Origin of the sequence: Psychrobacter sp. BF1, assembly GCF_019279065.1 — a bacterium.
GTDB lineage: Bacteria > Pseudomonadota > Gammaproteobacteria > Pseudomonadales > Moraxellaceae > Psychrobacter > Psychrobacter urativorans.
Window position 1 is genome coordinate 55,776 of sequence record NZ_JAGYWV010000001.1, and the last position, 19,968, is coordinate 75,743.

Genomic DNA, 19,968 nt, shown 5'->3' on the forward strand with positions numbered 1-19,968 from the left:
TTTATGTCAGATATTACCTCAGCTATTAGCGCTTATGAGCATTTTACTGCCCTCAATGATCAGCAGTACTCAGATGGGCGCTCCACCTTACGAATAGCTATCATAGCCCATTGTTTATATCCGATTGCCCAGCCCTATGCTGGCGGTCTTGAGATGATTACTCAGTTAATATGCGATGAGTTGACAGCGCAAGGTCACGAGGTATTGCTTTACGCCCATGCCCAAAGCCAGACTCAAGCGACATTAATACCGTTCCTCACTCGTGAGGAGTTTGAGGCTTTGGTTTATGATAATGAGCATGACTCAGTGGGCATGAGTCGTGAGGAGCTCTATCAGTACTTAGCTTATCAGCGTGCCATGCATGACATTATCGTTCGTGATGAGCGGGGTGAGATTGATATTGTTCATAACCATAGCTTGCATCATATCCCAATGACCCTAGGGCAGGCTTTTGGTGCACGCAGCTTTACCACTTTTCATACCCCAATATTTCCTCAGCTACGCTTAGCATTATTAACCTTAAGACAAGGCACCGCTACCCAGTTCACGGCTATTAGTAGCCATCAGCAGCAATTATTCGCTGAGTTTGTGCCCTCGCATGTGGTCTATAACGGCATCGATGTGCAGTCTTTTACAGCGAATCTACAGCCTATTAATGATGAGGTGTATTTTTGGTTCGGTCGTATTTGTCCTGAAAAAGGCACTCATTTAGCGATGCAATACTGTCAAGCGGCTGGTAAGCGCTTAGTGATCGCTGGGCCAAAAAGCAATCTAGAGTATTTTGAGCAGCAAGTGGCACCGATGTTTGCAGCAGATGACAAACACAGCAAGGCTAACGGTACGCCAAAATTATTTGAGTACGTAGGACATCTTAGCAAAGCTGAGATCAATGATTATTTATGCCAAGCCACCGCCTTATTGTTTACTAGTACTTGGGATGAACCTTATGGCTTGACCTTAGCTGAAAGCTTGGCTTGCGGTACGCCAGTGATTGGTTTCAATGCTGGCGCTAGTGCAGAGATTATTACTGCAAAGACTGGAATTATCGTTGATAAAATGGACGAGCTGGCATTTATACAAGCTTTCACTGATATAAAAGCCATATCAAGGCAAGCCTGTCGCCATCGCGCTGAACAGTTCTGTTCGGTAGCTGCTATGGTTGCAGGATATTTGAACTTATATAGATCAGTGCTAGTAGCTGAGTCGACTCTCGATACTAATAGCACTACTGTGCAAAAAATCAGCGCTGAGGGGTAAGGCTATGCGTATTGGCTATTATGCTCATCATCATGGTTCAGGGCACTGTCGGCAAGCGGATAAACTGGCAGCATTATTGCCAATTGAATGGCAACAGCAACTAACCGTATTTACTAGTTTACCCATTGATGCTTATCGCTTTACTACTTTAACTGAGGCCCAAATCATTCGCTTAAACCCAGAGGATGAGCTAGCAGAGGATGTGCTGGCAGGACGGGCAGGGCAGTACTGGCAACCATCAGCTTTGCATTATTCTCCAGTAGGTAATAGCGATATCCAAAAGCGTAGCTGGCAGATTTTGGCGACTATTCAACAGCGTCAGATTGAGTTGATGATTATCGATGTTAGCGCAGAAGTAGCGATGCTATGCCGTGCTTGTAGTGTGCCGTATCTATATGTGAGATTACCGGGTGAGCGCGACGATACTGCACACATAAGTGCTTTTACGGGTGCTATTGGGTTACTAGCTCCTTACCCGAGAGCGTTAGAGGCGGCTATGACCCCAGCTTGGGTAACCAATAAAACTTTATACTTAGATTTTGTATCGGCTACTAACAGTGATCCGCTGACGTATAAAGCTTTTTTGCAACGGCTAGCTGATTTAGCTTTAGCTACTGAGCAAGCAGAAGTTAAAGGCTTGATAGACAGCACTAGTGTAGGCGACAGCAAGCAACAGAATCAGCCTTTAATAGTAACGGTCATAAAAGGCTATGGCGGCCATCAAGCTATCGATGCAAAACTGTCTGCATTACGACAAGCTCTACCAGAAGCATTAATCATATCTTTAGGACCTATTAGTGATGAGGTGCGTCAATACGTAGATATTGCTACTGAGGTCGACGATGTCACGCCTTTTATTGCTCACAGTGATTGGCTGTTGATGGCGTGTGGACTGAATGCTATTGCTCAAGTCTATCGCTATGATACCCCGTTAGTAGTCCTACCAGACCCTAGGCCGCATCGGGAGCAAGAAGTGATGGCAGAGGCATTAATAGCAGCAGGACGGGCGCTAAGTTGGCAGCAATTTATAACGCCGCTAGTAGCAGGGCGAGTTCGAAGTACCGCTTCATTGCAGGCGCCGTTAACAGTAGAGGTACCGTTAAACAAGCACTCTATATCTAAGGTAGTTGATAATCAGACAACTGCCCAAGCCTTTATGGACAGCTTAGTGGCTTATAGTGGTAATAAACAGTGGTTTCAACAATGGCTACTGCCGCAGCTGCAACTGATACCTGTTACCTGATACCTGATACCTGATAAGCATCAGTTACTATAGCAATAAGCACGGCAGCCCCCTAAATCTATAGCTGTACCTATAAGCGAGCTTACTATGACTAGCATTCACACTACTATTATTCCTATAAGCGTTATTACTACTTGCTATGGTCGTAACGGCCATTTATACAATCTACTTAGTAGTTTATCGCAAGGTAGCGTTAGACCTAGTGAAGTGATTATCGTCAATGATGATGCAGACCCCGAACGGCTTGCCCAATATCCTCTAAATATTGTGCAAATAGCTACTAATGATTGGGATGCTTTAGCCCAAAATCCTGAGTCATCAACCATAAATAAAACCTCTGATACTGGTTTTGATATTGGTCGTAATCGTAATTTAGGCGCTGCTAGAGCCAGTCATGATGGGTTGATATTCTTGGATGTGGATTGTATCGTAGCGTCTACTTTTATAGAGCAGTTACATAATAAGCTGCGAATTTATCCTAACGCACTACTAATGGGGCAGCCAAGATATTTGACTCGTCCGTTAACGAATGATGAGAGCTTACAACTACAACGAGGTCAATTACTTAGCACTAGCTTAGATAAGCTCTCAGTTTATAATCCTTATCGCTATAACTTTGCTGCGCCTGAGCTTGATAGCGACGCCACAGCAATTGAGCAAACCCAAGATTATGGTGCCTTTTGGAGTTTATGCTTCGCTATTAGCTATAAGCAGTTTGAGGCTATCGGTGGTTTTGATACTGATTATTTGGGCTACGGCGCTGAAGATACCGATTTTTCTTTTAGCGCACGCGCCTTAGATGTTGATTTTTATTTGACCAATGATGTGATTTATCATCAGCAGCACAGTGTTTATCGACCACCGTTAAATCATTTATCCAGTATTGTTATCAATGCCAATATTTTTTATGACAAATGGCAACAGTGGCCAATGGGGGGCTGGTTAGCGGCATTTGCTGAGATGGATTTAATCAATTGGCACACTGAGCAGCAAACCGCTATTAGTGTGAGCCGTAAGCCTAGCAAATCGGAAATAAATACAGCACATTATCCTGATGCGCCGTATGTATAGTCGATTTACTATTTTTACTTGGCTAGTGCTGATATAAATAACATTGGCTCTAATACTGACGACTAAGCTGCACCTCTGCCGGAGCATTAGCCATCTCTTGACGTTCGAACGCCCAATTATGTCCTGACCAAAAATATCCGGTCTTATCTTCATCATTGAAGCCAAGCATCATAATCTGTAAGGGTGCTACTGAGGTTTGCAGCTGCTGGACATGCTGGCGGGCAGCCAACAACAGCCGATACAATAAGAACCCTGACGAAGGTGCAGAAGAGTGGATAGCGGTAAAGTTCGGATAGTCAGCGACTACTGGATGCCATTCTGATAATACGCGGCAATGTTTTGAGCTATGCAGCAACTGGGTCAATGACGGAGGAATAATCAAAGTTCGACTTGCGGTTATAGGATCGTCAGCAGGCTTGGGGTCGTCGCTCGGCGTTGGAAATTGATAGCACTGATTACTAAACAATAGACCTAACGGTGCGAGTTTGGCCATTTCATCGATAGCAAGCACATTATTACTTCTAGGTGGCAGACCAAAGTGCAGAAGGCTATCGCCGTTTTGACGAAAGAATAGTAATTTTGGCAGCTGGCGAGCTAACGGATTAGTAATAAGATAATCAGCATGAATGAAGTCATTAAACAGCACTAGGATGTCAGTTGTTTGCAGCAATTTATCAAGGCTATCGCTAGTGATAGATGGGTTATTAGCCATACATACTATACGTTTTTGATAAAATAGCGCTTGTTGTATCACTGACGGTAAGCTGTCAAAAGCGGTTTTTGCTAGGCTTATAGAGTCAAGGTTAGCCGTGTTAGGTTTGTCAACACTACAAGCGTCTGGCGAATACTCTAATGAGTCATTCGCTGAACTAGGTAAAGAATTATTGAGCATAAATACAGTAGCAACCTAATAAGAGTTGATAGAAAAGTAGGAAAAAACTAGCAGGCAATCCTAGGATATGAGATTTGCGCTATGAGCTTTGCATTATGAACTTAAATAATAACGATGATATTGTAACGCTTATGGAGTGAAGTTGTGGTTTTATAGCTAGCCCAAATGGTCATATAAGCCTCGATTAACAATGCCAGTACATTACGCTACTGTTTTGCTTATTAAGAGATATTACATAAGTTTATTATGATAAATAAATAGACCAAGCGTTGTACCACTACTAACTAAGTTAAGGAGATTATTGATGATAAGCACACGCAAAAACCTTAAGGCCACTGCATTAGCCACGGGCTTAATATTGGCACTAACTGCTGGTGCCTTGAGCACTGCGGCTAATGCTAGCAGTCTATCGAGTGAAGTAAGCGCTGCCCAAGCAACTAAAATAAGCTTAAAACAAGCCATCACTATAGCCAGCGCCCAAGCCGCAGGTACTCTAGTTAGTGCAGAGTTCGATGATGATGACGATGATGCGCAAGCAGGGGTGTACGAGATAGAGTTCAAGAGCGATAGTACTAAGTACGAGATCAAGGTCGATGCTACCACTAGCAAGATTATTAAAACAGAAACTGAAAGTTCAGATAGTGGTGATATTGAAGACTACCAGACTCAGCGCAAAGCAAAAGTTCATATTATAGATGCTATGAATATTGCAGAGAAAAACACCAGAGGTCGAGTCATGGAAATCGAGTTTAAGAAGGATAGTGATTATAAAGATCATACCTCTTATTACGAAGTTGAAATCCTTAAAGGCAATCAAATCATTGAGCTAAACGTAGATGCTAATACAGGTTCGGTATTCGCTAAGAAAACTAAAAAATAAGTATTAATAACCGTTAGTGGTAACCAACACTAAGTTGCAAAGACAGTTAACAGCACTAAGCTCAACAGTTGGTTATCAGCTATGAAAGCACTTATTAATTCAGTTAATAAGTGCTTTTTTATTGCTTATATTTACCAGTCACAGCTAATTATAGCTATAAGCGCAAAGACTAATAAATCATCCACGTTCACTGTTTTTGTACGTTATTGTCGCGTTAATCACGTTACTATGAGGACAGTTATTAGCAATAAAATTGAATATATTTGCCGCTGATATTGAAAAATACTTTTTAGACCCTCAAATCGGGCAACCGAATGCCTCAATAATGATAAAAGGACATCCTATGAAACGTCGTGCCCTATTAACCCTGGCGGTCAGTACACTATTATTAAGCGCTTGTGGTCAGTCTACTACTAATGAAGCTAGCACTGATGCTGCTAACAATGGTGAATCCGAGCTGCTACAACGCATCAATAGCGGTGGTACGATTAACATTGGTACGGAAGGCACTTATCCGCCGTTCAGTTATCATGATGTCAGTGGCAAGCTTACCGGTTATGATGTTGAAGTATCGCGAGCAGTTGCTGATAAGCTAGGAGTTAGCGTTGAGTTTAAAGAAACTCAGTGGGATGCGATGCTGGCAGGACTAGATTCCAAGCGGTTCGATATGGTGGCCAACCAAGTCAGTCTAACCACTCCTGAGCGTAAAGCTAAGTATGATAAAGCAATGGCTTATAGCTGGTCAGGTGCCGTAGTACTAGCACCTACTGATGATAATCGCTATAGCTCTTGGGAGAGTTTAAAAGGTCTGCGCACGGCGCAATCGCTATCTAGTAACTATGGTGAGCTGGCAGAACGTTATCAGGCTGAGATTGTGCCTGTTGATGGTATGGCACAAGCCGTGCAGTTGGTCAAACAAGACCGCGCTGACTTTACTATGAACGATAATCTAGCAGTACTCGACTATCTTAAAAACTTTCCAGACAGTGGTCTTGAGATTAAATTGACGGCACCTGCCAGTGAGTTACGTGGCTCAGGCCTAATCTTGCGTAAGGGTGATGACGCAGTAGTGGCAAAAATCGATGAATCAATGAGTGCCTTACAAAAGGATGGTACTTTGACCAAGTTAAGCCAGCAATTCTTTGGTGCTGATATAAGTAAGCAGGACTAATGATAGCGTCTATCCTTTCAGTATTGGCTGATTTACTGGCATTGCTGCCATTTATGACTCCCGATCGGGCACAAATTGTCATCACGTCGTTTTGGCCAATGCTTAAGGGCGGTATCTATTATTCGATACCGCTGGCGTTGATATCTTTTGCAATAGGTATGGCTATTGCACTCAGTGTGGCGCTGATTCGTATCGTACCGCGCACTAGCTGGATGCACCGCATTGCTTATCGCATAGCACGTATTTATGTCTCTGCTATTCGTGGCACGCCGATGCTAGTGCAGCTATTTATTATCTTTTATGGGCTACCGAGCGTAGGGGTCAAACTCGATCCTTTCCCTTCTGCTATTATCGCCTTTTCACTCAATATTGGCGCTTATGCCTCAGAGACGGTGCGGGCATCGATCTTATCCATCCCCAAAGGTCAATGGGAAGCGGGTTCGACAGTGGGTCTGACTTATTTACAGACTTTTCGTTACGTTATTTTACCGCAAGCATTACGAGTATCAGTACCACCATTATCTAATACTTTTATTAGTTTAGTAAAAGATACTTCTTTGGCCTCATTAGTATTAGTCACTGAGCTGTTTAAACAAGCACAAATAATTACTGCCCGTAATTATGAGTTTATGTTGGTTTATACTGAAGCGGCAGTCATTTATTGGGGTATTTGTCTGATACTGACCTTTATTCAAGGTAAGCTTGAGACTCGTCTTGATCGCTATGTTGCTAAATAACTGCAATTTTGCAAGTCACTATTACCACCTTTAGAATTAAGCACTATTGATTTTAAATAATGAGCCAATGTTTTTAGATCTGCTAAGCTGACAGGAACCCTTATGATTCAAATCACCAATATTCACAAAGCCTTTGGCAGCAATCAAGTGCTCAAAGGCATTGATTTGACTATTCATAAAGGTAAAGTAGTAGTGATATTAGGACCATCAGGTTCTGGTAAAACTACTTTTTTACGTTGTATCAATGCGCTAGAGACTCCTGATCAAGGAATAATAGCTTTTGATGATGGCAGTCTAATAGTAGATTTTGGCGCTAAGCCTAGTAAGAAGTCCTTGCTAGCGCTGCAACGTAAGTCTGGTATGGTATTTCAGTCTTATAACTTATTCCCACATAAGACGGCAATCCAAAATCTAACTTTAGGACCGACAGTAGTACAAGGGACGAGTAAAGCACAAGCTCATACGCAAGCATTAGCGCTACTAGAAAAAGTGGGACTATCGGACAAAGCTGATCTCTATCCGTTTCAGCTATCAGGGGGACAACAGCAGCGTATTGGTATTGCACGGGCACTCGCTATTGAGCCTTCGCTATTATTATTTGATGAGCCAACCTCGGCTCTAGATCCAGAGCTAGTGCAAGATGTGCTAGAGACTATGAAGCAATTAGCATCAGAGGGGTGGACGATGGTTGTGGTCACTCATGAGATTAAATTTGCTCGCGATGTTGCTGATCATGTGGTATTGATTGAAGATGGCTATGTGGTAGAAGAGGGCAGCGCTGAGCAAATGTTCGAGCTATCGAAGCACCCACGAACTCAAGCGTTTTTGCAGCGTATTGAGCAGTAATAGTACTAAAGTATTTAACGGGTTCAGTCATAAAAAGTCATTAGTGAATCAGCTGATGATTTTTTTTGGCTCATTTCTCATTTTTATCAGCCTAAGACTTCTTATATAAGTCTTCATCGTTTGAGTTGGATATGAGTCTATGTTCAATACGCCCTAGTATCTGTTAAACATATTTGTCTCAAGGTATCGCTATTTTAGCGCAACTGATACAGTGGCTTTTTTGTTTTAAAATATCTTACTATAACGCCTGTTGTGGCAATAAGCATGGTTCCCTAGTGAGGACTTAAACGCTAAGCTGTAGGCTACTGGTATTGAGGTTTTGAATTATTGTGATAATCACAGTGTACTTGATGGTGTACTTAACATACATATTCTATCTGTGATCGGTGCGCTATACAGGCATCGAACGTATTACAATAAAGAATGTTGTGGTAGATAGACCCTACAATTCTAACTTAGATGATAATCTCAATAAATAAAACCTCCTGAGTGAATATATCAAATGACCTTATTTAAAATCTCATTATCTATAATCATTACCTTCTTATCTATATCATTGATGAGTTGTCAAAGGGATTCACATGTTGATGAACAAAGTGTCTATCAAGCCCAATTAATGGCTGAAGAGGAAAGCCATGACGCTGAAGACTTACAAGAACTAGCTGAAATAGGTAATGCTTTAGCACAGCACAATCTTGGTGTTATGTACGAACAAGGTAAGGGAGTCGAGCAAGATTATACTAAAGCGGTAGAGTGGTTTACAAAGGCTGCTGAGCAAGGTTTCATGGAATCTCAACATAACTTAGGAAACATGTACAGCAAAGGTAAAGGTGTGCAGCAAAATTATAATGAGTCAGCGAATTGGCGTCTAAAAGCGGCTGAACAAGGTTTTGCATTATCTCAATATGATCTGGCGCTTATGTACAATGAGGGTAAGGGAGTCGAGCAAGATTACACCAAAGCGATAGAGTGGTTCGCAAAAGCTGCTGAACAGGATTATGGACCAGCACAACTTAATCTTGGCTATCATTATGTAGAGGGAATTGGTGTACCGCAAAATCCTAATATGGCAATGAAATGGTATATAAAAGCTGCCGAGCAAAATAATGCAGATGCACAATATAGCATTGGTCTTATATACTACTTAGGCGAGGGATTAGAAAAAAATTATGTTAAGGCAGTAGATTGGTTTACAAAGGCTGCTGAGCAAAATAATGCAAATGCACAATATAATCTTGGTCTTATGTATCTTAAAGGGGAAGGTGTAAAGAGTAACAGTATCAACGCAAAAGAATGGTTTAAAAAAAGTTGTGACAATGGAAAGCAGATAGGATGTGATAATTATTATAGTTTGAGTGAATTATAGATAATGACTGAACTTAATACCTTCGCTTTTAAGCTAGTACCTTCAATGCGAAGTTACGGTATACCTCAATGGAACTACCTAATCAGACTCATTAACCAGTTAAAAGACTACTTAAAATAGACTGTCTTTGCGGAACTACTGATAATAGACCGTTAGTTTTAATATTCTAAATAATCCCTAATTGGACGCTTATTGAATTGAGAAGGGTTCGACTGTCATCCGTCCAATTACTATGTATAGTGATTTCGTGGCTTGTTGGATTTATAAAGCCATTAATATCTTCACCATCAAAGCTATAACCTTGAAAGCTACAAGGCGTCACACTATCTTTGCAGGTGCTATACATGGTTTTGGCGTGATAAAGCTTTATGTTATAAAGCACTCTATTAAGCCCTTCTTCTGCTGGTGCCGCAAAAGTCATACGTGCCAAATCTGGTGCAACCAATAGCATACTATCACAACTGACATAACCTTCTAGGCAGCCATCATAAAGGTTTAAGCGTTGACCTTGTATATCCAACCCCATAACAGAATTACTTTCTAAAGGCGCAACTGCGGTACTCAATGAAGACAGTACTAGCAAGGACAATGCCATACTCAAACGTTTGGCTTGTATAGAGATTTGATTTTTAATGAGCATCGCTGTTGTTCTATATTTATTAGCATTATGAGGCAACTAAACGCAAAAAAGCCAGCTAATTGCAATTAGCTGGCCTTATTATTAAAGGTTTTGGTTGTACTTTAAAAAGTAATCAATGACCTATTCGAATGAACGATTATGCCTTTATCTTGCTTATTTTACTGGACGAATAAACGGCATATGTCTATTGACGTCTTTATATAGCAAGTATCTGAATGGACCAGGTCCACCAGCGTAACAAGATTGTGGACAGAATGCGCGTAGCCACATAAAGTCGCCCGCTTCAACTTCAACCCATTCACCGTTTAAGTGATATACCGCTTTACCTTCTAGTACATACAAACCATGTTCCATAACATGAGTTTCATCAAATGGAATCACGCCACCTGGCTGGAAAGTCACAATGTTTACATGCATATCGTGACGCATGTCCGATTGCTCAGTAAATCTAGTAGTGGTCCATACGCCATCAGTACCTGGCATTTCAATAGCTTCAACATCATGATCGCTAGTAACAAAAGCTTCAGGAACGTCAATACCTTCACAATGTTGATAAGCTTTGCGGATCCAATGAAACTTAACATGCTTGTCGCTATTGTTTTTTAGCGTCCATTTGCAGCCAGGTGGTAAAAATGCATAACCACCAGACTCAAGATGATGCGCTTCACCTTCTATAGTGATATCCATTTCGCCTTCAACGATGAATACTACACCTTCAGCATTGGCATCTAGCTCTGGCTTTTCTGAGCCGCCATTTGGTGCTACTTCGACGATATACTGTGAAAAGGTTTCAGAGAAACCTGAAAGTGGACGTGCAAGCACCCACATGCGCATACCTGTCCAAAAAGGTAAATAGCTAATGACGATGTCAGTTAGTACACGTTTTGGAATGATCGCATAGCTTTCAGTGAAGATAGCACGGTCAGATAGTAACTGTGTTTGAGGAGGCAAGCCGCCTGTAGGGGCGTAATAAGTACTTTTAGTTGACATGATTGAATTTCCTTGTTGTGTTCGTTAAAACAGAGTGTTGTTTCTCTAAAAATCTTAATGATTATTCTAGAGAATTTTATTTAATATTTTTTTATATCGATTGTTGCTATGTCTGCTACTAGTGAGCTTTTTAGAGCACAGTAAAATTAGAGCACAGTCAAATTAAAGCACAATCAAAATACTATTTATATAACTTCTAAACAGCATTAGCCTTTGCTCTATTTGACTTAGCTTCCTCAGTAGAGACATCAACGCAAACTTCCCAATCGTCAATCTCAAATTCATGACAATTATTACCATCGCCATTGATACGATCGACTACTAAGAAATCACAATCCGCTTTTAGCGCCAGTAGCGGATGATGCCAAACATTGGCATCATACTGTACACCTTGATATGAACGGGCATAAAATACTTCTAAATCATCCGCTGATTTAGGCGCATCGCCAGCTTTGGCTACCACAACTAGATAGTCTGTGCCATTCATAGAAAAGAAGGCTTGCGTACCAAACGGATGGTATTCCATCACTGATAAGGTAATAGGGCAGTCACGTTTTTTGGTACGGAAAATACTAAAACCAACTTCGCCACCGTCATGACCAACTTTTGAGATGGCGTTATGACGACAAGCGTAGCCGCGATTGATATCCCAACTGTTTTCAGGGCATTTTTCTTGGTCATCGTAAGGTTCAATAACTGAACCATAAGGTGCAAATGCCGCTTTGGTTAGAGGTTTAGCAATTATCGTTGTTTTCATAACGTAGCCTTTTCTAATGATATGGTTTATTAGGTTATAGACCGTCAGTGGTCAATAACGATATTATTTTTTTATTTGTAAGCTTTTTGCAGTATTGAACGATCGCTAAGTTAGGCAGTTTATCCGCAGTTTGCTGATCATTTTATTAAACCATCAGGCAGAGTGTTAACAATATTTGCTTACTCATGCTAAGCAAATATTGGACACAAGATAGAGTATTTAAGCAGTTGAATCAGTGAGGTATAAACCACCTTGAGCATATCAGCACTGGGCTTACGTGATAGCTACTACGTAGGTGCTTATTACTGCGATGATACGCTTCAGAGCTTACATCCAGTTAGCGGTGTTATCAGCAGTTGCAGGATGATTTTCATACCAATGCTTAGCGATTTCGTCGCGGCGGCATACCCAAACGTCAGGCTTGCTAGTGATATACTTCAAAAATTGTTTGAGCGCAGTGATACGACCAGCACGACCAATAATACGGCAATGTAGACCGATCGTCAGCATTTTAGGCTTAGTAGCGCCTTCTTCATATAGGGTATCAAAGCTATCTTTTAGGTACTGATAGAAAGGTTCAGCGTTAGTGAATCCTGGACTTGAAGCAAAACGCATATCGTTGGTTTCAAGGGTGTAAGGGATAACTAGATGCGGCTTGCGAATTAGGCTCGTGCCGTCTTGTACTTTGACATTCAGCCAGTAAGGGAGCTCATCAGCGTAAGAGTCAGAATCATAGATATAACCGCCATGTTCAGCGACTAGCTCACGCGTGTTAGGGCTATCACGACCAGTGTACCAGCCTAATGGCTGTCCGCCAAGCATCCGGTCAAATATTTTAGTGGCAGCGCGTACATGTTCACGCTCAGTTTCACGATACATATATTGATAAGTAATCCAGCGCAAACCATGACTAGCTACTTCATGTCCGTCTTCTAGAACACGCTCGATGATATGTGGAGTCTTTTCAGCTGCAGCGGCACAAGTAAAGGTAGTAATAGGCAAGCCAAACTCTTTAAACACATCTAGCACACGCCAAACGCCAACCCGACTTCCATATTCAAATGCTGACTCAATAGACTGATGGCGATTGCTAAATTCTGGGGTACCTAGTACATCAGATAAAAAGCGCTCTGATTGACCATCACCATGAAGTACACTGTTTTCAGCGCCTTCTTCGATATTTAGTACAAACTGCACGGCTATTTTTGCCCCACCCGGCCAATTAGCATTTGGTGGATTATCACCATAGCCTTTTAGGTCACGAGGATAAGCAGCTTGATCAAAGTCGCTGGTGATTTTCTGAGTCATTATCAATATTCCTTTATAAAAACAGAGTAGTTATTAAATCAATTTAATGCGTAGGGTTATTTATCATAATGAGTCGACAACACTGGAGTGCGTAGAACCCTGCTTATGAAGATTTAACCTACTAGGGTAAAGCTTACTATACTTAAGATATCAGCATGCTGATTGTAGGTATTGGTATTTCTAGGTGCGCGATTTAATTGACGAGTTGGCACTTAATATTCAAGGTTATGACTTGAAAAATGTTTACTCAATAATAAAAGCGTAGGTATAACTGAATAAGTTTTAGATGTCGTTCGGTTAGGCTGTAGATAGTATCTGACAGATCTAGAGTCAGCTTCGAGAGCTGCGGTAAAACTGAGTTTTTCAGATAGTAACGAGGTGAGTCGTTATAACAGGATCAAACTGGACGCATTATTTATTTGCTAGAAATAAGTAGTGGCTTGCAACAATAGGTAGCCTAAAATAATAGCATTTTAAATACCAATAGGTATGGTTTATTTGCTTTTAAAGGCTAACCTTAACCAGTCATATTTATTTTGACAGAGGTTATATAACAACATTGCTTTACTGTATGTCTATCTGATCATTTGGTCAAGATAATTATCCATTAATATCGATAATATTTAGTAAAAAGCAGTTATCAGTACCTTTATACGGTAGTTTGTAGGTATTTATCAGTTTAAATTCCAAGCACTGCTACATTGGTACTGAGTTAGGAGTAACGGCCTATTGACGCATTACTAGCCAATAAATAATAACTTCTAGAGCTGCTCCTAGCAAGAAACTATACCTTTAAAGTTTGCAAAGTTTGCTCAGCATTGGCATTAAGACAGTGGTAATAGACAGAATAGTACTAATAGACAAGATAGTACTAATAGTCTTGATAAAAATGATAATCGCAAGCTTACTGATGAACGACAGCCACGAGGCGCGAACAAAAAAAGCGCTAACCGCTGTAATCAAGCCACTCATATCAGGACAAAATAATAGCCAGTCATGGACTGGCTATTATTTTAGATAGAATGGTCATCAAGCTTTACAATTTAAAATTAAAGTCCTGAAGTATAAGCTACGATTTGTGCACGCTCTTCATCAGTTAACTTAGTGATATTACCTAATGGCATATAACCAGTTTGCACTGCAGTGACAATCTTAGCTTGATAAGTCTTCATATCAGCAGGAGTCTGAATGATAATACCTGCTGGTGGGGCATTGAACCCGGCTTGCGTTGGTTGTGCCATATGGCAAACGCTACATTTTGCTTGCACAATCCCAATGACGGCATCATCAGCCGAAGCAGCAACTGGTACCGCTGCAGCATCAGGAGCAACTGCAGTACCAGCAGCAGGAGCTGCGTCAGCTACTGGCTGCGCTGCCGCTACTGGTGGAACTGGTAAAGGCTCAATAGGTGCTGGGCGCATCCAGAAAATCAAGGCTAACGTAGCTATTGCAGGAATAACTAAGTATTTTGGCTCACTATGACCCAAATGCTTTTGGTTAAAGTAATGACGAGCAGTTGCCGTGATAACACCAACGAATACTAGAACCAACCACCCTTTGCCATCTCCAAATGAATACATCATTGGATAGTGATTACTAATCATGGTGAAGATTAGGGGTAAGGTAAAATAGTTGTTCATCAATGAGCGGTTTCTAGCCATTAATGCTAAATCTTGTACTTCTGGACCTGGTTTTACGCCACGACGTACACAATCTACTAGTGCGCGCTGAGCCGGCATAATACCAAAAAATACGTTACCCGCCATGATAGTACCTAAAATGGCACCAACGTGGATGAACGAGGCACGATCACTGAACAGCTGGTAAGAACCCCAAGTTGCAATAATCATTAAGATAAAGATGGTGATACTAAAAGTCATCTTATTTTTGCCGATACGACTACGTACAATCACTTCATAAATAGCGTAGGTACCGATTAAGAATAAAATGCTAGTAGCAATAGCACCAATATTACTGCCGTAATCGACTTTACTTGGATCGACTAAGTAGGCTGTTGCGTTGGCATAATAAACGATAGACAACATCGCCGCACCGGTCAACCAAGTGGTGTAGGCTTCCCATTTAAACCAATGTAGAGTCTTTGGCATCTCTTCAGGGTCAAGCTTGTACTTAGCGATTTCGTAGAAACCACCGCCATGTACTGCCCATAAATCACCTGAAATACCTTTTTTGGCTTTCCATTCTGGTGGCTTTTGCAAACTCATATCTAGCCATACGAAGTAAAATGACGCACCAATCCATGCCACACCAGCGATGACGTGAAACCAGCGGAAGAATAAAGCTAACCAATCGAGAAGATATGCGCCCATGAGGCAAGTGTCCTTTTGTATTGCTAGGTCTTGGCAACTTATAATGACTTTTCTCACTTGAATAAAATTACAAGCGTTTCCATGCCATTTTAGATATCTACTAATCTATGTCTATTGATGCATAAATGTCATAAGATAAATAATTTTTTATTATTACTCTTTGCTATTTATAACAAAGAGTAATAATAAAAGTCACCCGTATTAGCTGTCTATAATGATATTATTTGATGGCTAAAACCGTGTCTGAGTGCTATAACACGATTAGTTTTTAAATTAAATTTCTAAATTACGAACCGCGATAAGTACCATAACCATGGGCACTAAGTAATAGTGGGACATGATAATGGCTAGCATCACTGACTACAAAATCAATAATAACTTGGGGATAAAAAGCGGTTAGTTTTTGCGCATCGAAATAAGACTGAGTATCAAAAGTCAAAGTATAGCGACCATTACTCAAGTTTTGCTCAGCGCTTTCTACTGCACTATCAAACTGCCAGCTGTCTGGAGTAACACGACCATCATTGTTAGTAGTGCCATTAGCTAGTAATGTTGCTTTGCCGCCATCTTGAATGCGATGTAGAGTTACTGCGATATCAGCAGCAGGCTTACCGAGGTGAGTATCTAGAATATGTGATGATAAAGTTGCAGACATAATGTTTCCTTTGCTTTAAGTTGATTGGTATAAACGTTGTCACCACTCAGGTATTGTGCAAGTAGCGACTGCCGTTATGATATCTATTATCTAATGAGTTAAGCGATGCCAAATAGTTTTTGGATGCGCAGACGAGTAATTTTATTTTGTTCAGCAGCGGCATTAGCTAATTCAGCATCGCGATCATTAGGCAGACGAGCTAACAATAGATCTAGCATTTGCTGAGCGCTTTTGCCGGTAGCGAAGACGATGAAAATAAAGCCAAACTTATCAAGGTAGTCTTGATTGCCTTGAGCTAAGTCTTCTAGGACTTGGTCTTCAGCATCTGTTGCACCTGATTGTTCGTGAGCAGCACTGTCTTGAGTATTGCGATATTTTTCTTTTAGTGAGTTGACGTTACCGATTTGTGGATGCCCATCAAAAGCTTCTATAAGATTGGCTTCGCTAGCTTGCGCTTCATTCCAAGCAGCATCGTTGGCCTCAAGCATAGCGTCGATGTCTGCAAAGGGACGCGCAGCAGCTAAGCGTTGTGCCCAAGCGCTACTAGTACAGCAAGTTAGAAGGGTTGCCGTGGCGTCTGCATTTGGCAGTTCATTGAATTGGGCTAGAGTTAAGCTCATAGTGACTTCCTTTTCTTGTAATTTATTTGGGGCGATATAAAAGCTCATTCATAGTATCGAGCAAGGGAGATCTAAACAAACAAATCAGCTATTAAAGTTATATTAATTAATTGGTATTTGGTTTAACATTATCTATTGTGCTAAAACCTGACCATTTGGTCAACTATTTTATACAAAAAATTTCTATTTGTCGCCTTATCTGCCATAAAAACTTGTATTTTTTGCATTTTCTTATATAAATACAGCTTAGAGACGGAAGATAATGTATTTTCTATCCAATTTGTTCAAATAAATTAAGTTATGACTGTTATGACTCAAACTAATCAAAGCAAAAATATAGTCGCAGCGGAAGCAACTGCTCATCGCAGCCAACACGATATTCGTGCGCATAATCAAGCCATTATATTAAGCGCTGCTGAAGAAGAGTTCGTCTTGCAAAGCTACCGTGGTGCTACTATGCAAGGTATCGCTGATCGCGCTGGGCTACCCAAAGCCAATATTCACTATTACTTCAAAAATAAAAGAAATCTATATAAAGTAGTACTGCGCTCCATCATTGAAGAATGGAACACGGGCTTAGTGACTATGACTGTAGATAGTGACCCTAAAACAGTAATAGAAAAGTTTGTACGTACTAAATTGCATCAAGCCTTTGCTCATCCTAATCGTCATAAACTGTTCGCAGTCGAAGTAATCGGTGGTGCACCGCACTTACATGACTTTATGTCAACGACGATGAAAGAGTGGGCGCTTGATAAAGCTCAAGTTATGACCATTTGGCATGAACAAGGCAAAATTGGTATTGCTGACCCCTTACAACTGCTGATACTTATTTGGGCCACTACACAACGTTATGCCGAATTTGAAACAGAAATCATTGGTCTACTGCAAAAAGATGCCTATGATAAAGAAGATGAAGCGCGTGCTGCCGACTTCTTAGTGCCGTTTATTTTGCGCGGTTGTGGCATCGAATAAAGTTAGATGAATAGAATATAATAAGGTAGTGACTAGCTTAGCTAAGTGGCTGTCAGTGGCTGTCAGCAGCTATTACTGATCATCTCCTTAACGGTTTTAAATACTACTGGACATTTTTGGTTATTTTTATTTTATAACAGTTCCAACTAGGGTATCTGTCTATATACTGACCTATAAAATTAATTCATCCTAATTAGCTTTGGTATAACTATCAATTGGCAAGCTTGTACTGATGCTAGCTGTTAAGTTAAGGGTAAGGGCCTTACTAACAGGATAATTAATCAGCCTAATCAACAGGGGCTGCAACTTGCCTAGAGCGCAGTTGGCTTAAATGAGAACTAAGGCGCAGCAAAGTTACTTTACTACGCCTTGTATTGATTAACTAATATACTGTAATGAAGTAGCTTAAGAGACATTCTTTCTAAGAGGCTCTATATCATCTTGTAATCTCTGCTCTTTATCATCATATTCCACACCGAAGTTCTTCGGTAAAATCGTATCGAGCACAATAGCTATTACCCCTGACATAGTAACTGCTGAGCCAAAGATATTGCGGAACATTTGTGGCATTTGGGCAAATACATCAGGTACAAAAGCAACTCCTAAGCCAAGACCTAGTGAGGTGGCGATAATCAAGATATTGCGATGAGTAAAGTTTACTGTTGATAAAATACGAATACCAGCAGTCGCTACAGTTGCAAACATCAATAGGGTTACACCGCCTACAACAGGTTTTGGCAACTGAGTAAAGATAGCGCCTAGAATAGGGAATAGACCCATAAAGAATAGAATACCGGCAACATAGAAGCCAACATAGCGGCTGGCAATACCCGTCATTTGGATTACGCCGTTGTTCTGACTAAAAGTAGTTACTGGGAAACTATTAAAGATGCCAGCAATGGCAGAGTTGACACCATCACCTAATACCCCACCTTTAATGCGTTTTTCGTAGAGAGGACCTTTGATAGGTTCTCCTGAGATCATCGACGTTGCAGTCAAGTCACCTGAAGTCTCAATACTAGTAATGATATACATAAAGGCAATAGGAATAAAGGCTTGCCAATCAAAACTAAAACCAAATTTGAATGGGATTGGTACAGTCAATAGCGGTGCTTGTGAGACTAAGGAAAAGTCAATACGACCCATAAATGCCGCTACTACTAAGCCTAACATCAGACCAATAAAGATAGCGCTTGAGCGAATCACTTTGTTATTAACAATACTGATCAGTACTACGCTGACCAATACGCCGCCGCCTAACATTAGGTTCGCGATGCTACCAAAATCTTCAGCACCAACACCGCCTGCGAGATCGGTTAGTCCTACTTTGGTCAATGACAGACCAATAGTAACGATGACGCAACCCGTGACGATAGGGCTCATCAAAGATCTAAGCTTAGTGATGAACTGACTTAAAAATATCTCGACAAAGGCACCTAAGAAGGTAACCCCAAAGATTACGGATAGAATCTCCTCAGGACTACCACCGCGATTTTTTACCACAAAACCCGCCGCAAGTACTGCCGCTAAGAAGCCAAAGCTAGTACCTTGTAACGCCATTAATCCTGACCCAACAGGACCAATTCTACGAGTTTGGATAAAGGTTGCAACCCCAGATACCATTAGGGCCATACTAATAAGATAGGGGATATGCTCACCCAGTCCTAGAGCGCCACCAATGATTAGGGAGGGCGTAATAACACCTACAAATGCGGCTAATACGTGCTGCACAGCGCCTAAAAATGCTTTTAATGGTGCAGGACGGTCGTGCAGTCCATACAGTAGATCGGGATTTCCTTGAACATCACTCATAGTAGTTTCCTTTTAAAGTAAGTTCGCAGTCCTATCTTCACTAAAGTTCTGAATAAACAAACAATGGGTATTACTAAATATTGAGTTCTATTTGAATATCTAATCTGTCATATACAATTTTTGACCTTATGACAGCAGCAAAGAGTCGCACTCGTCCTTGTGCTAGTTAATAAATTAGTCGACAATTGATTATTAATATTGCTAATGAGTTATTAATAAACCTGACTATTTAGTCAGTCCTCTCTAGGATATAGGGAAAAGGTAAGCCTTTGCAATGATTTTTTTTATTAAATATAAAGTATTTTTTGAAAGTAAAGCTAAAAATCGTTGTTTATAGTAATAATAAAATTACTAAATAATTAGATAGAATATTTTTATGCTTTAAAAACAATAACTAACGATATATGCGCCAAGGTCA

Annotated in this window: 18 protein-coding genes; 9 read left to right on the forward strand and 9 right to left on the reverse strand. The window is 40.8% G+C overall.

Annotation, left to right across the window (positions count from 1 at the left end; genetic code table 11):
* Positions 1-3: 3 nt before the first annotated feature.
* The 3 genes from KZA12_RS00235 to KZA12_RS00245 all read left to right on the forward strand — a co-directional run bounded on the left by KZA12_RS00235 (position 4) and on the right by KZA12_RS00245 (position 3,571).
* A complete protein-coding gene (locus tag KZA12_RS00235) occupies positions 4-1,257 on the forward strand; it encodes a glycosyltransferase (protein ID WP_218688821.1) in 1,254 nt (417 codons plus the stop codon).
* A 4-nt stretch (positions 1,258-1,261) separates the two neighbouring features.
* A complete protein-coding gene (locus KZA12_RS00240) occupies positions 1,262-2,500 on the forward strand; it encodes a hypothetical protein (RefSeq protein WP_218688822.1) in 1,239 nt (412 codons plus the stop codon).
* Between the two features lie 87 nt (positions 2,501-2,587).
* Positions 2,588-3,571, forward strand: a complete 984-nt coding sequence (locus KZA12_RS00245; RefSeq protein ID WP_218688823.1) for a glycosyltransferase family 2 protein — start codon at positions 2,588-2,590, stop codon at positions 3,569-3,571.
* A 49-nt stretch (positions 3,572-3,620) separates the two neighbouring features.
* Here KZA12_RS00245 and KZA12_RS00250 read toward each other — a convergent pair whose 3' ends face one another.
* Positions 3,621-4,463, reverse strand: a complete 843-nt coding sequence (locus tag KZA12_RS00250) for a hypothetical protein (protein ID WP_218688824.1) — start codon at positions 4,461-4,463, stop codon at positions 3,621-3,623.
* A 304-nt stretch (positions 4,464-4,767) separates the two neighbouring features.
* On the opposite strand from KZA12_RS00250, the gene KZA12_RS00255 reads away from it, so the two are divergent.
* The 5 genes from KZA12_RS00255 (at position 4,768) to KZA12_RS00275 (ending at position 9,463) form a co-directional block, all read left to right on the forward strand.
* Positions 4,768-5,343 (forward strand): PepSY domain-containing protein, encoded by a 576-nt coding sequence (locus KZA12_RS00255; RefSeq protein ID WP_218688825.1) that lies wholly within the window; start codon positions 4,768-4,770, stop codon positions 5,341-5,343.
* A gap of 343 nt (positions 5,344-5,686) precedes the next feature.
* Positions 5,687-6,514, forward strand: a complete 828-nt coding sequence (locus tag KZA12_RS00260) for an amino acid ABC transporter substrate-binding protein (protein WP_218688826.1) — start codon at positions 5,687-5,689, stop codon at positions 6,512-6,514.
* Positions 6,514-7,251 (forward strand): amino acid ABC transporter permease, encoded by a 738-nt coding sequence (locus KZA12_RS00265; RefSeq protein WP_306301019.1) that lies wholly within the window; start codon positions 6,514-6,516, stop codon positions 7,249-7,251. The genes KZA12_RS00260 and KZA12_RS00265 overlap by 1 nt, the downstream gene beginning before the upstream one ends.
* A 102-nt stretch (positions 7,252-7,353) precedes the next feature.
* Positions 7,354-8,097, forward strand: coding sequence for an amino acid ABC transporter ATP-binding protein (locus tag KZA12_RS00270; protein ID WP_218688827.1), 744 nt, complete (start codon positions 7,354-7,356; stop codon positions 8,095-8,097).
* Between the two features lie 502 nt (positions 8,098-8,599).
* Positions 8,600-9,463: a tetratricopeptide repeat protein gene (locus KZA12_RS00275; protein WP_218688828.1), complete on the forward strand. Its 864-nt coding sequence runs from the start codon at positions 8,600-8,602 to the stop codon at positions 9,461-9,463.
* A gap of 166 nt (positions 9,464-9,629) precedes the next feature.
* Here the strand turns inward: KZA12_RS00275 and KZA12_RS00280 are convergent, their stop codons facing one another.
* The 7 genes from KZA12_RS00280 to uraD all read right to left on the reverse strand — a co-directional run bounded on the left by KZA12_RS00280 (position 9,630) and on the right by uraD (position 16,763).
* Positions 9,630-10,103 carry a hypothetical protein gene (locus KZA12_RS00280; protein WP_218688829.1) on the reverse strand — a complete coding sequence of 158 codons (474 nt, stop codon included), beginning with the start codon at positions 10,101-10,103 and terminating at the stop codon, positions 9,630-9,632.
* 153 nt (positions 10,104-10,256) lie between these two features.
* The gene (locus tag KZA12_RS00285) at positions 10,257-11,093 is read right to left on the reverse strand and encodes a bifunctional allantoicase/(S)-ureidoglycine aminohydrolase (RefSeq protein WP_201623134.1); all 837 of its coding nucleotides are present in this window, start codon (positions 11,091-11,093) and stop codon (positions 10,257-10,259) included.
* Positions 11,094-11,289: 196 nt separating this feature from the next.
* Positions 11,290-11,850, reverse strand: a complete 561-nt coding sequence (locus tag KZA12_RS00290; protein WP_201623135.1) for an ureidoglycolate lyase — start codon at positions 11,848-11,850, stop codon at positions 11,290-11,292.
* 327 nt (positions 11,851-12,177) lie between these two features.
* Positions 12,178-13,158 (reverse strand): allantoinase PuuE, encoded by a 981-nt coding sequence (gene puuE, locus KZA12_RS00295; RefSeq protein ID WP_201623136.1) that lies wholly within the window; start codon positions 13,156-13,158, stop codon positions 12,178-12,180.
* A gap of 1,049 nt (positions 13,159-14,207) precedes the next feature.
* Positions 14,208-15,488 carry a urate hydroxylase PuuD gene (locus KZA12_RS00300; protein WP_218688830.1) on the reverse strand — a complete coding sequence of 427 codons (1,281 nt, stop codon included), beginning with the start codon at positions 15,486-15,488 and terminating at the stop codon, positions 14,208-14,210.
* A 286-nt stretch (positions 15,489-15,774) separates the two neighbouring features.
* Positions 15,775-16,143, reverse strand: coding sequence for a hydroxyisourate hydrolase (uraH, locus tag KZA12_RS00305; RefSeq protein ID WP_218688831.1), 369 nt, complete (start codon positions 16,141-16,143; stop codon positions 15,775-15,777).
* A gap of 98 nt (positions 16,144-16,241) precedes the next feature.
* On the reverse strand, positions 16,242-16,763 hold the full coding sequence (uraD, locus tag KZA12_RS00310) for a 2-oxo-4-hydroxy-4-carboxy-5-ureidoimidazoline decarboxylase (protein ID WP_218688832.1): 522 nt from the start codon (positions 16,761-16,763) through the stop codon (positions 16,242-16,244).
* Positions 16,764-17,072: 309 nt separating this feature from the next.
* Between uraD and KZA12_RS00315 the strand changes: the two genes are divergently transcribed.
* On the forward strand, positions 17,073-17,738 hold the full coding sequence (locus KZA12_RS00315) for a TetR/AcrR family transcriptional regulator (protein ID WP_218688833.1): 666 nt from the start codon (positions 17,073-17,075) through the stop codon (positions 17,736-17,738).
* A gap of 405 nt (positions 17,739-18,143) precedes the next feature.
* Here the strand turns inward: KZA12_RS00315 and KZA12_RS00320 are convergent, their stop codons facing one another.
* The gene (locus KZA12_RS00320; protein WP_201623141.1) at positions 18,144-19,550 is read right to left on the reverse strand and encodes a uracil-xanthine permease family protein; all 1,407 of its coding nucleotides are present in this window, start codon (positions 19,548-19,550) and stop codon (positions 18,144-18,146) included.
* Between the last annotated feature and the right edge of the window lie 418 nt (positions 19,551-19,968).

What these genes read in the sequence shown, in the direction of transcription:
- KZA12_RS00260 (WP_218688826.1), top strand. Translation starts at nt 5,687, where the DNA reads ATGAAACGTCGTGCCCTATTAACCCTGGCGGTCAGTACACTATTATTA.
- KZA12_RS00285 (WP_201623134.1), bottom strand. Translation starts at nt 11,093, where the DNA reads ATGTCAACTAAAAGTACTTATTACGCCCCTACAGGCGGCTTGCCTCCT.
- KZA12_RS00245 (WP_218688823.1), top strand. Translation starts at nt 2,588, where the DNA reads ATGACTAGCATTCACACTACTATTATTCCTATAAGCGTTATTACTACT.
- KZA12_RS00300 (WP_218688830.1), bottom strand. Translation starts at nt 15,488, where the DNA reads ATGGGCGCATATCTTCTCGATTGGTTAGCTTTATTCTTCCGCTGGTTT.
- KZA12_RS00320 (WP_201623141.1), bottom strand. Translation starts at nt 19,550, where the DNA reads ATGAGTGATGTTCAAGGAAATCCCGATCTACTGTATGGACTGCACGAC.
- uraD (WP_218688832.1), bottom strand. Translation starts at nt 16,763, where the DNA reads ATGAGCTTAACTCTAGCCCAATTCAATGAACTGCCAAATGCAGACGCC.
- KZA12_RS00255 (WP_218688825.1), top strand. Translation starts at nt 4,768, where the DNA reads ATGATAAGCACACGCAAAAACCTTAAGGCCACTGCATTAGCCACGGGC.
- KZA12_RS00240 (WP_218688822.1), top strand. Translation starts at nt 1,262, where the DNA reads ATGCGTATTGGCTATTATGCTCATCATCATGGTTCAGGGCACTGTCGG.
- KZA12_RS00270 (WP_218688827.1), top strand. Translation starts at nt 7,354, where the DNA reads ATGATTCAAATCACCAATATTCACAAAGCCTTTGGCAGCAATCAAGTG.
- uraH (WP_218688831.1), bottom strand. Translation starts at nt 16,143, where the DNA reads ATGTCTGCAACTTTATCATCACATATTCTAGATACTCACCTCGGTAAG.
- KZA12_RS00265 (WP_306301019.1), top strand. Translation starts at nt 6,514, where the DNA reads ATGATAGCGTCTATCCTTTCAGTATTGGCTGATTTACTGGCATTGCTG.
- KZA12_RS00275 (WP_218688828.1), top strand. Translation starts at nt 8,600, where the DNA reads ATGACCTTATTTAAAATCTCATTATCTATAATCATTACCTTCTTATCT.
- puuE (WP_201623136.1), bottom strand. Translation starts at nt 13,158, where the DNA reads ATGACTCAGAAAATCACCAGCGACTTTGATCAAGCTGCTTATCCTCGT.
- KZA12_RS00290 (WP_201623135.1), bottom strand. Translation starts at nt 11,850, where the DNA reads ATGAAAACAACGATAATTGCTAAACCTCTAACCAAAGCGGCATTTGCA.
- KZA12_RS00250 (WP_218688824.1), bottom strand. Translation starts at nt 4,463, where the DNA reads ATGCTCAATAATTCTTTACCTAGTTCAGCGAATGACTCATTAGAGTAT.
- KZA12_RS00315 (WP_218688833.1), top strand. Translation starts at nt 17,073, where the DNA reads ATGACTCAAACTAATCAAAGCAAAAATATAGTCGCAGCGGAAGCAACT.
- KZA12_RS00280 (WP_218688829.1), bottom strand. Translation starts at nt 10,103, where the DNA reads ATGCTCATTAAAAATCAAATCTCTATACAAGCCAAACGTTTGAGTATG.
- KZA12_RS00235 (WP_218688821.1), top strand. Translation starts at nt 4, where the DNA reads ATGTCAGATATTACCTCAGCTATTAGCGCTTATGAGCATTTTACTGCC.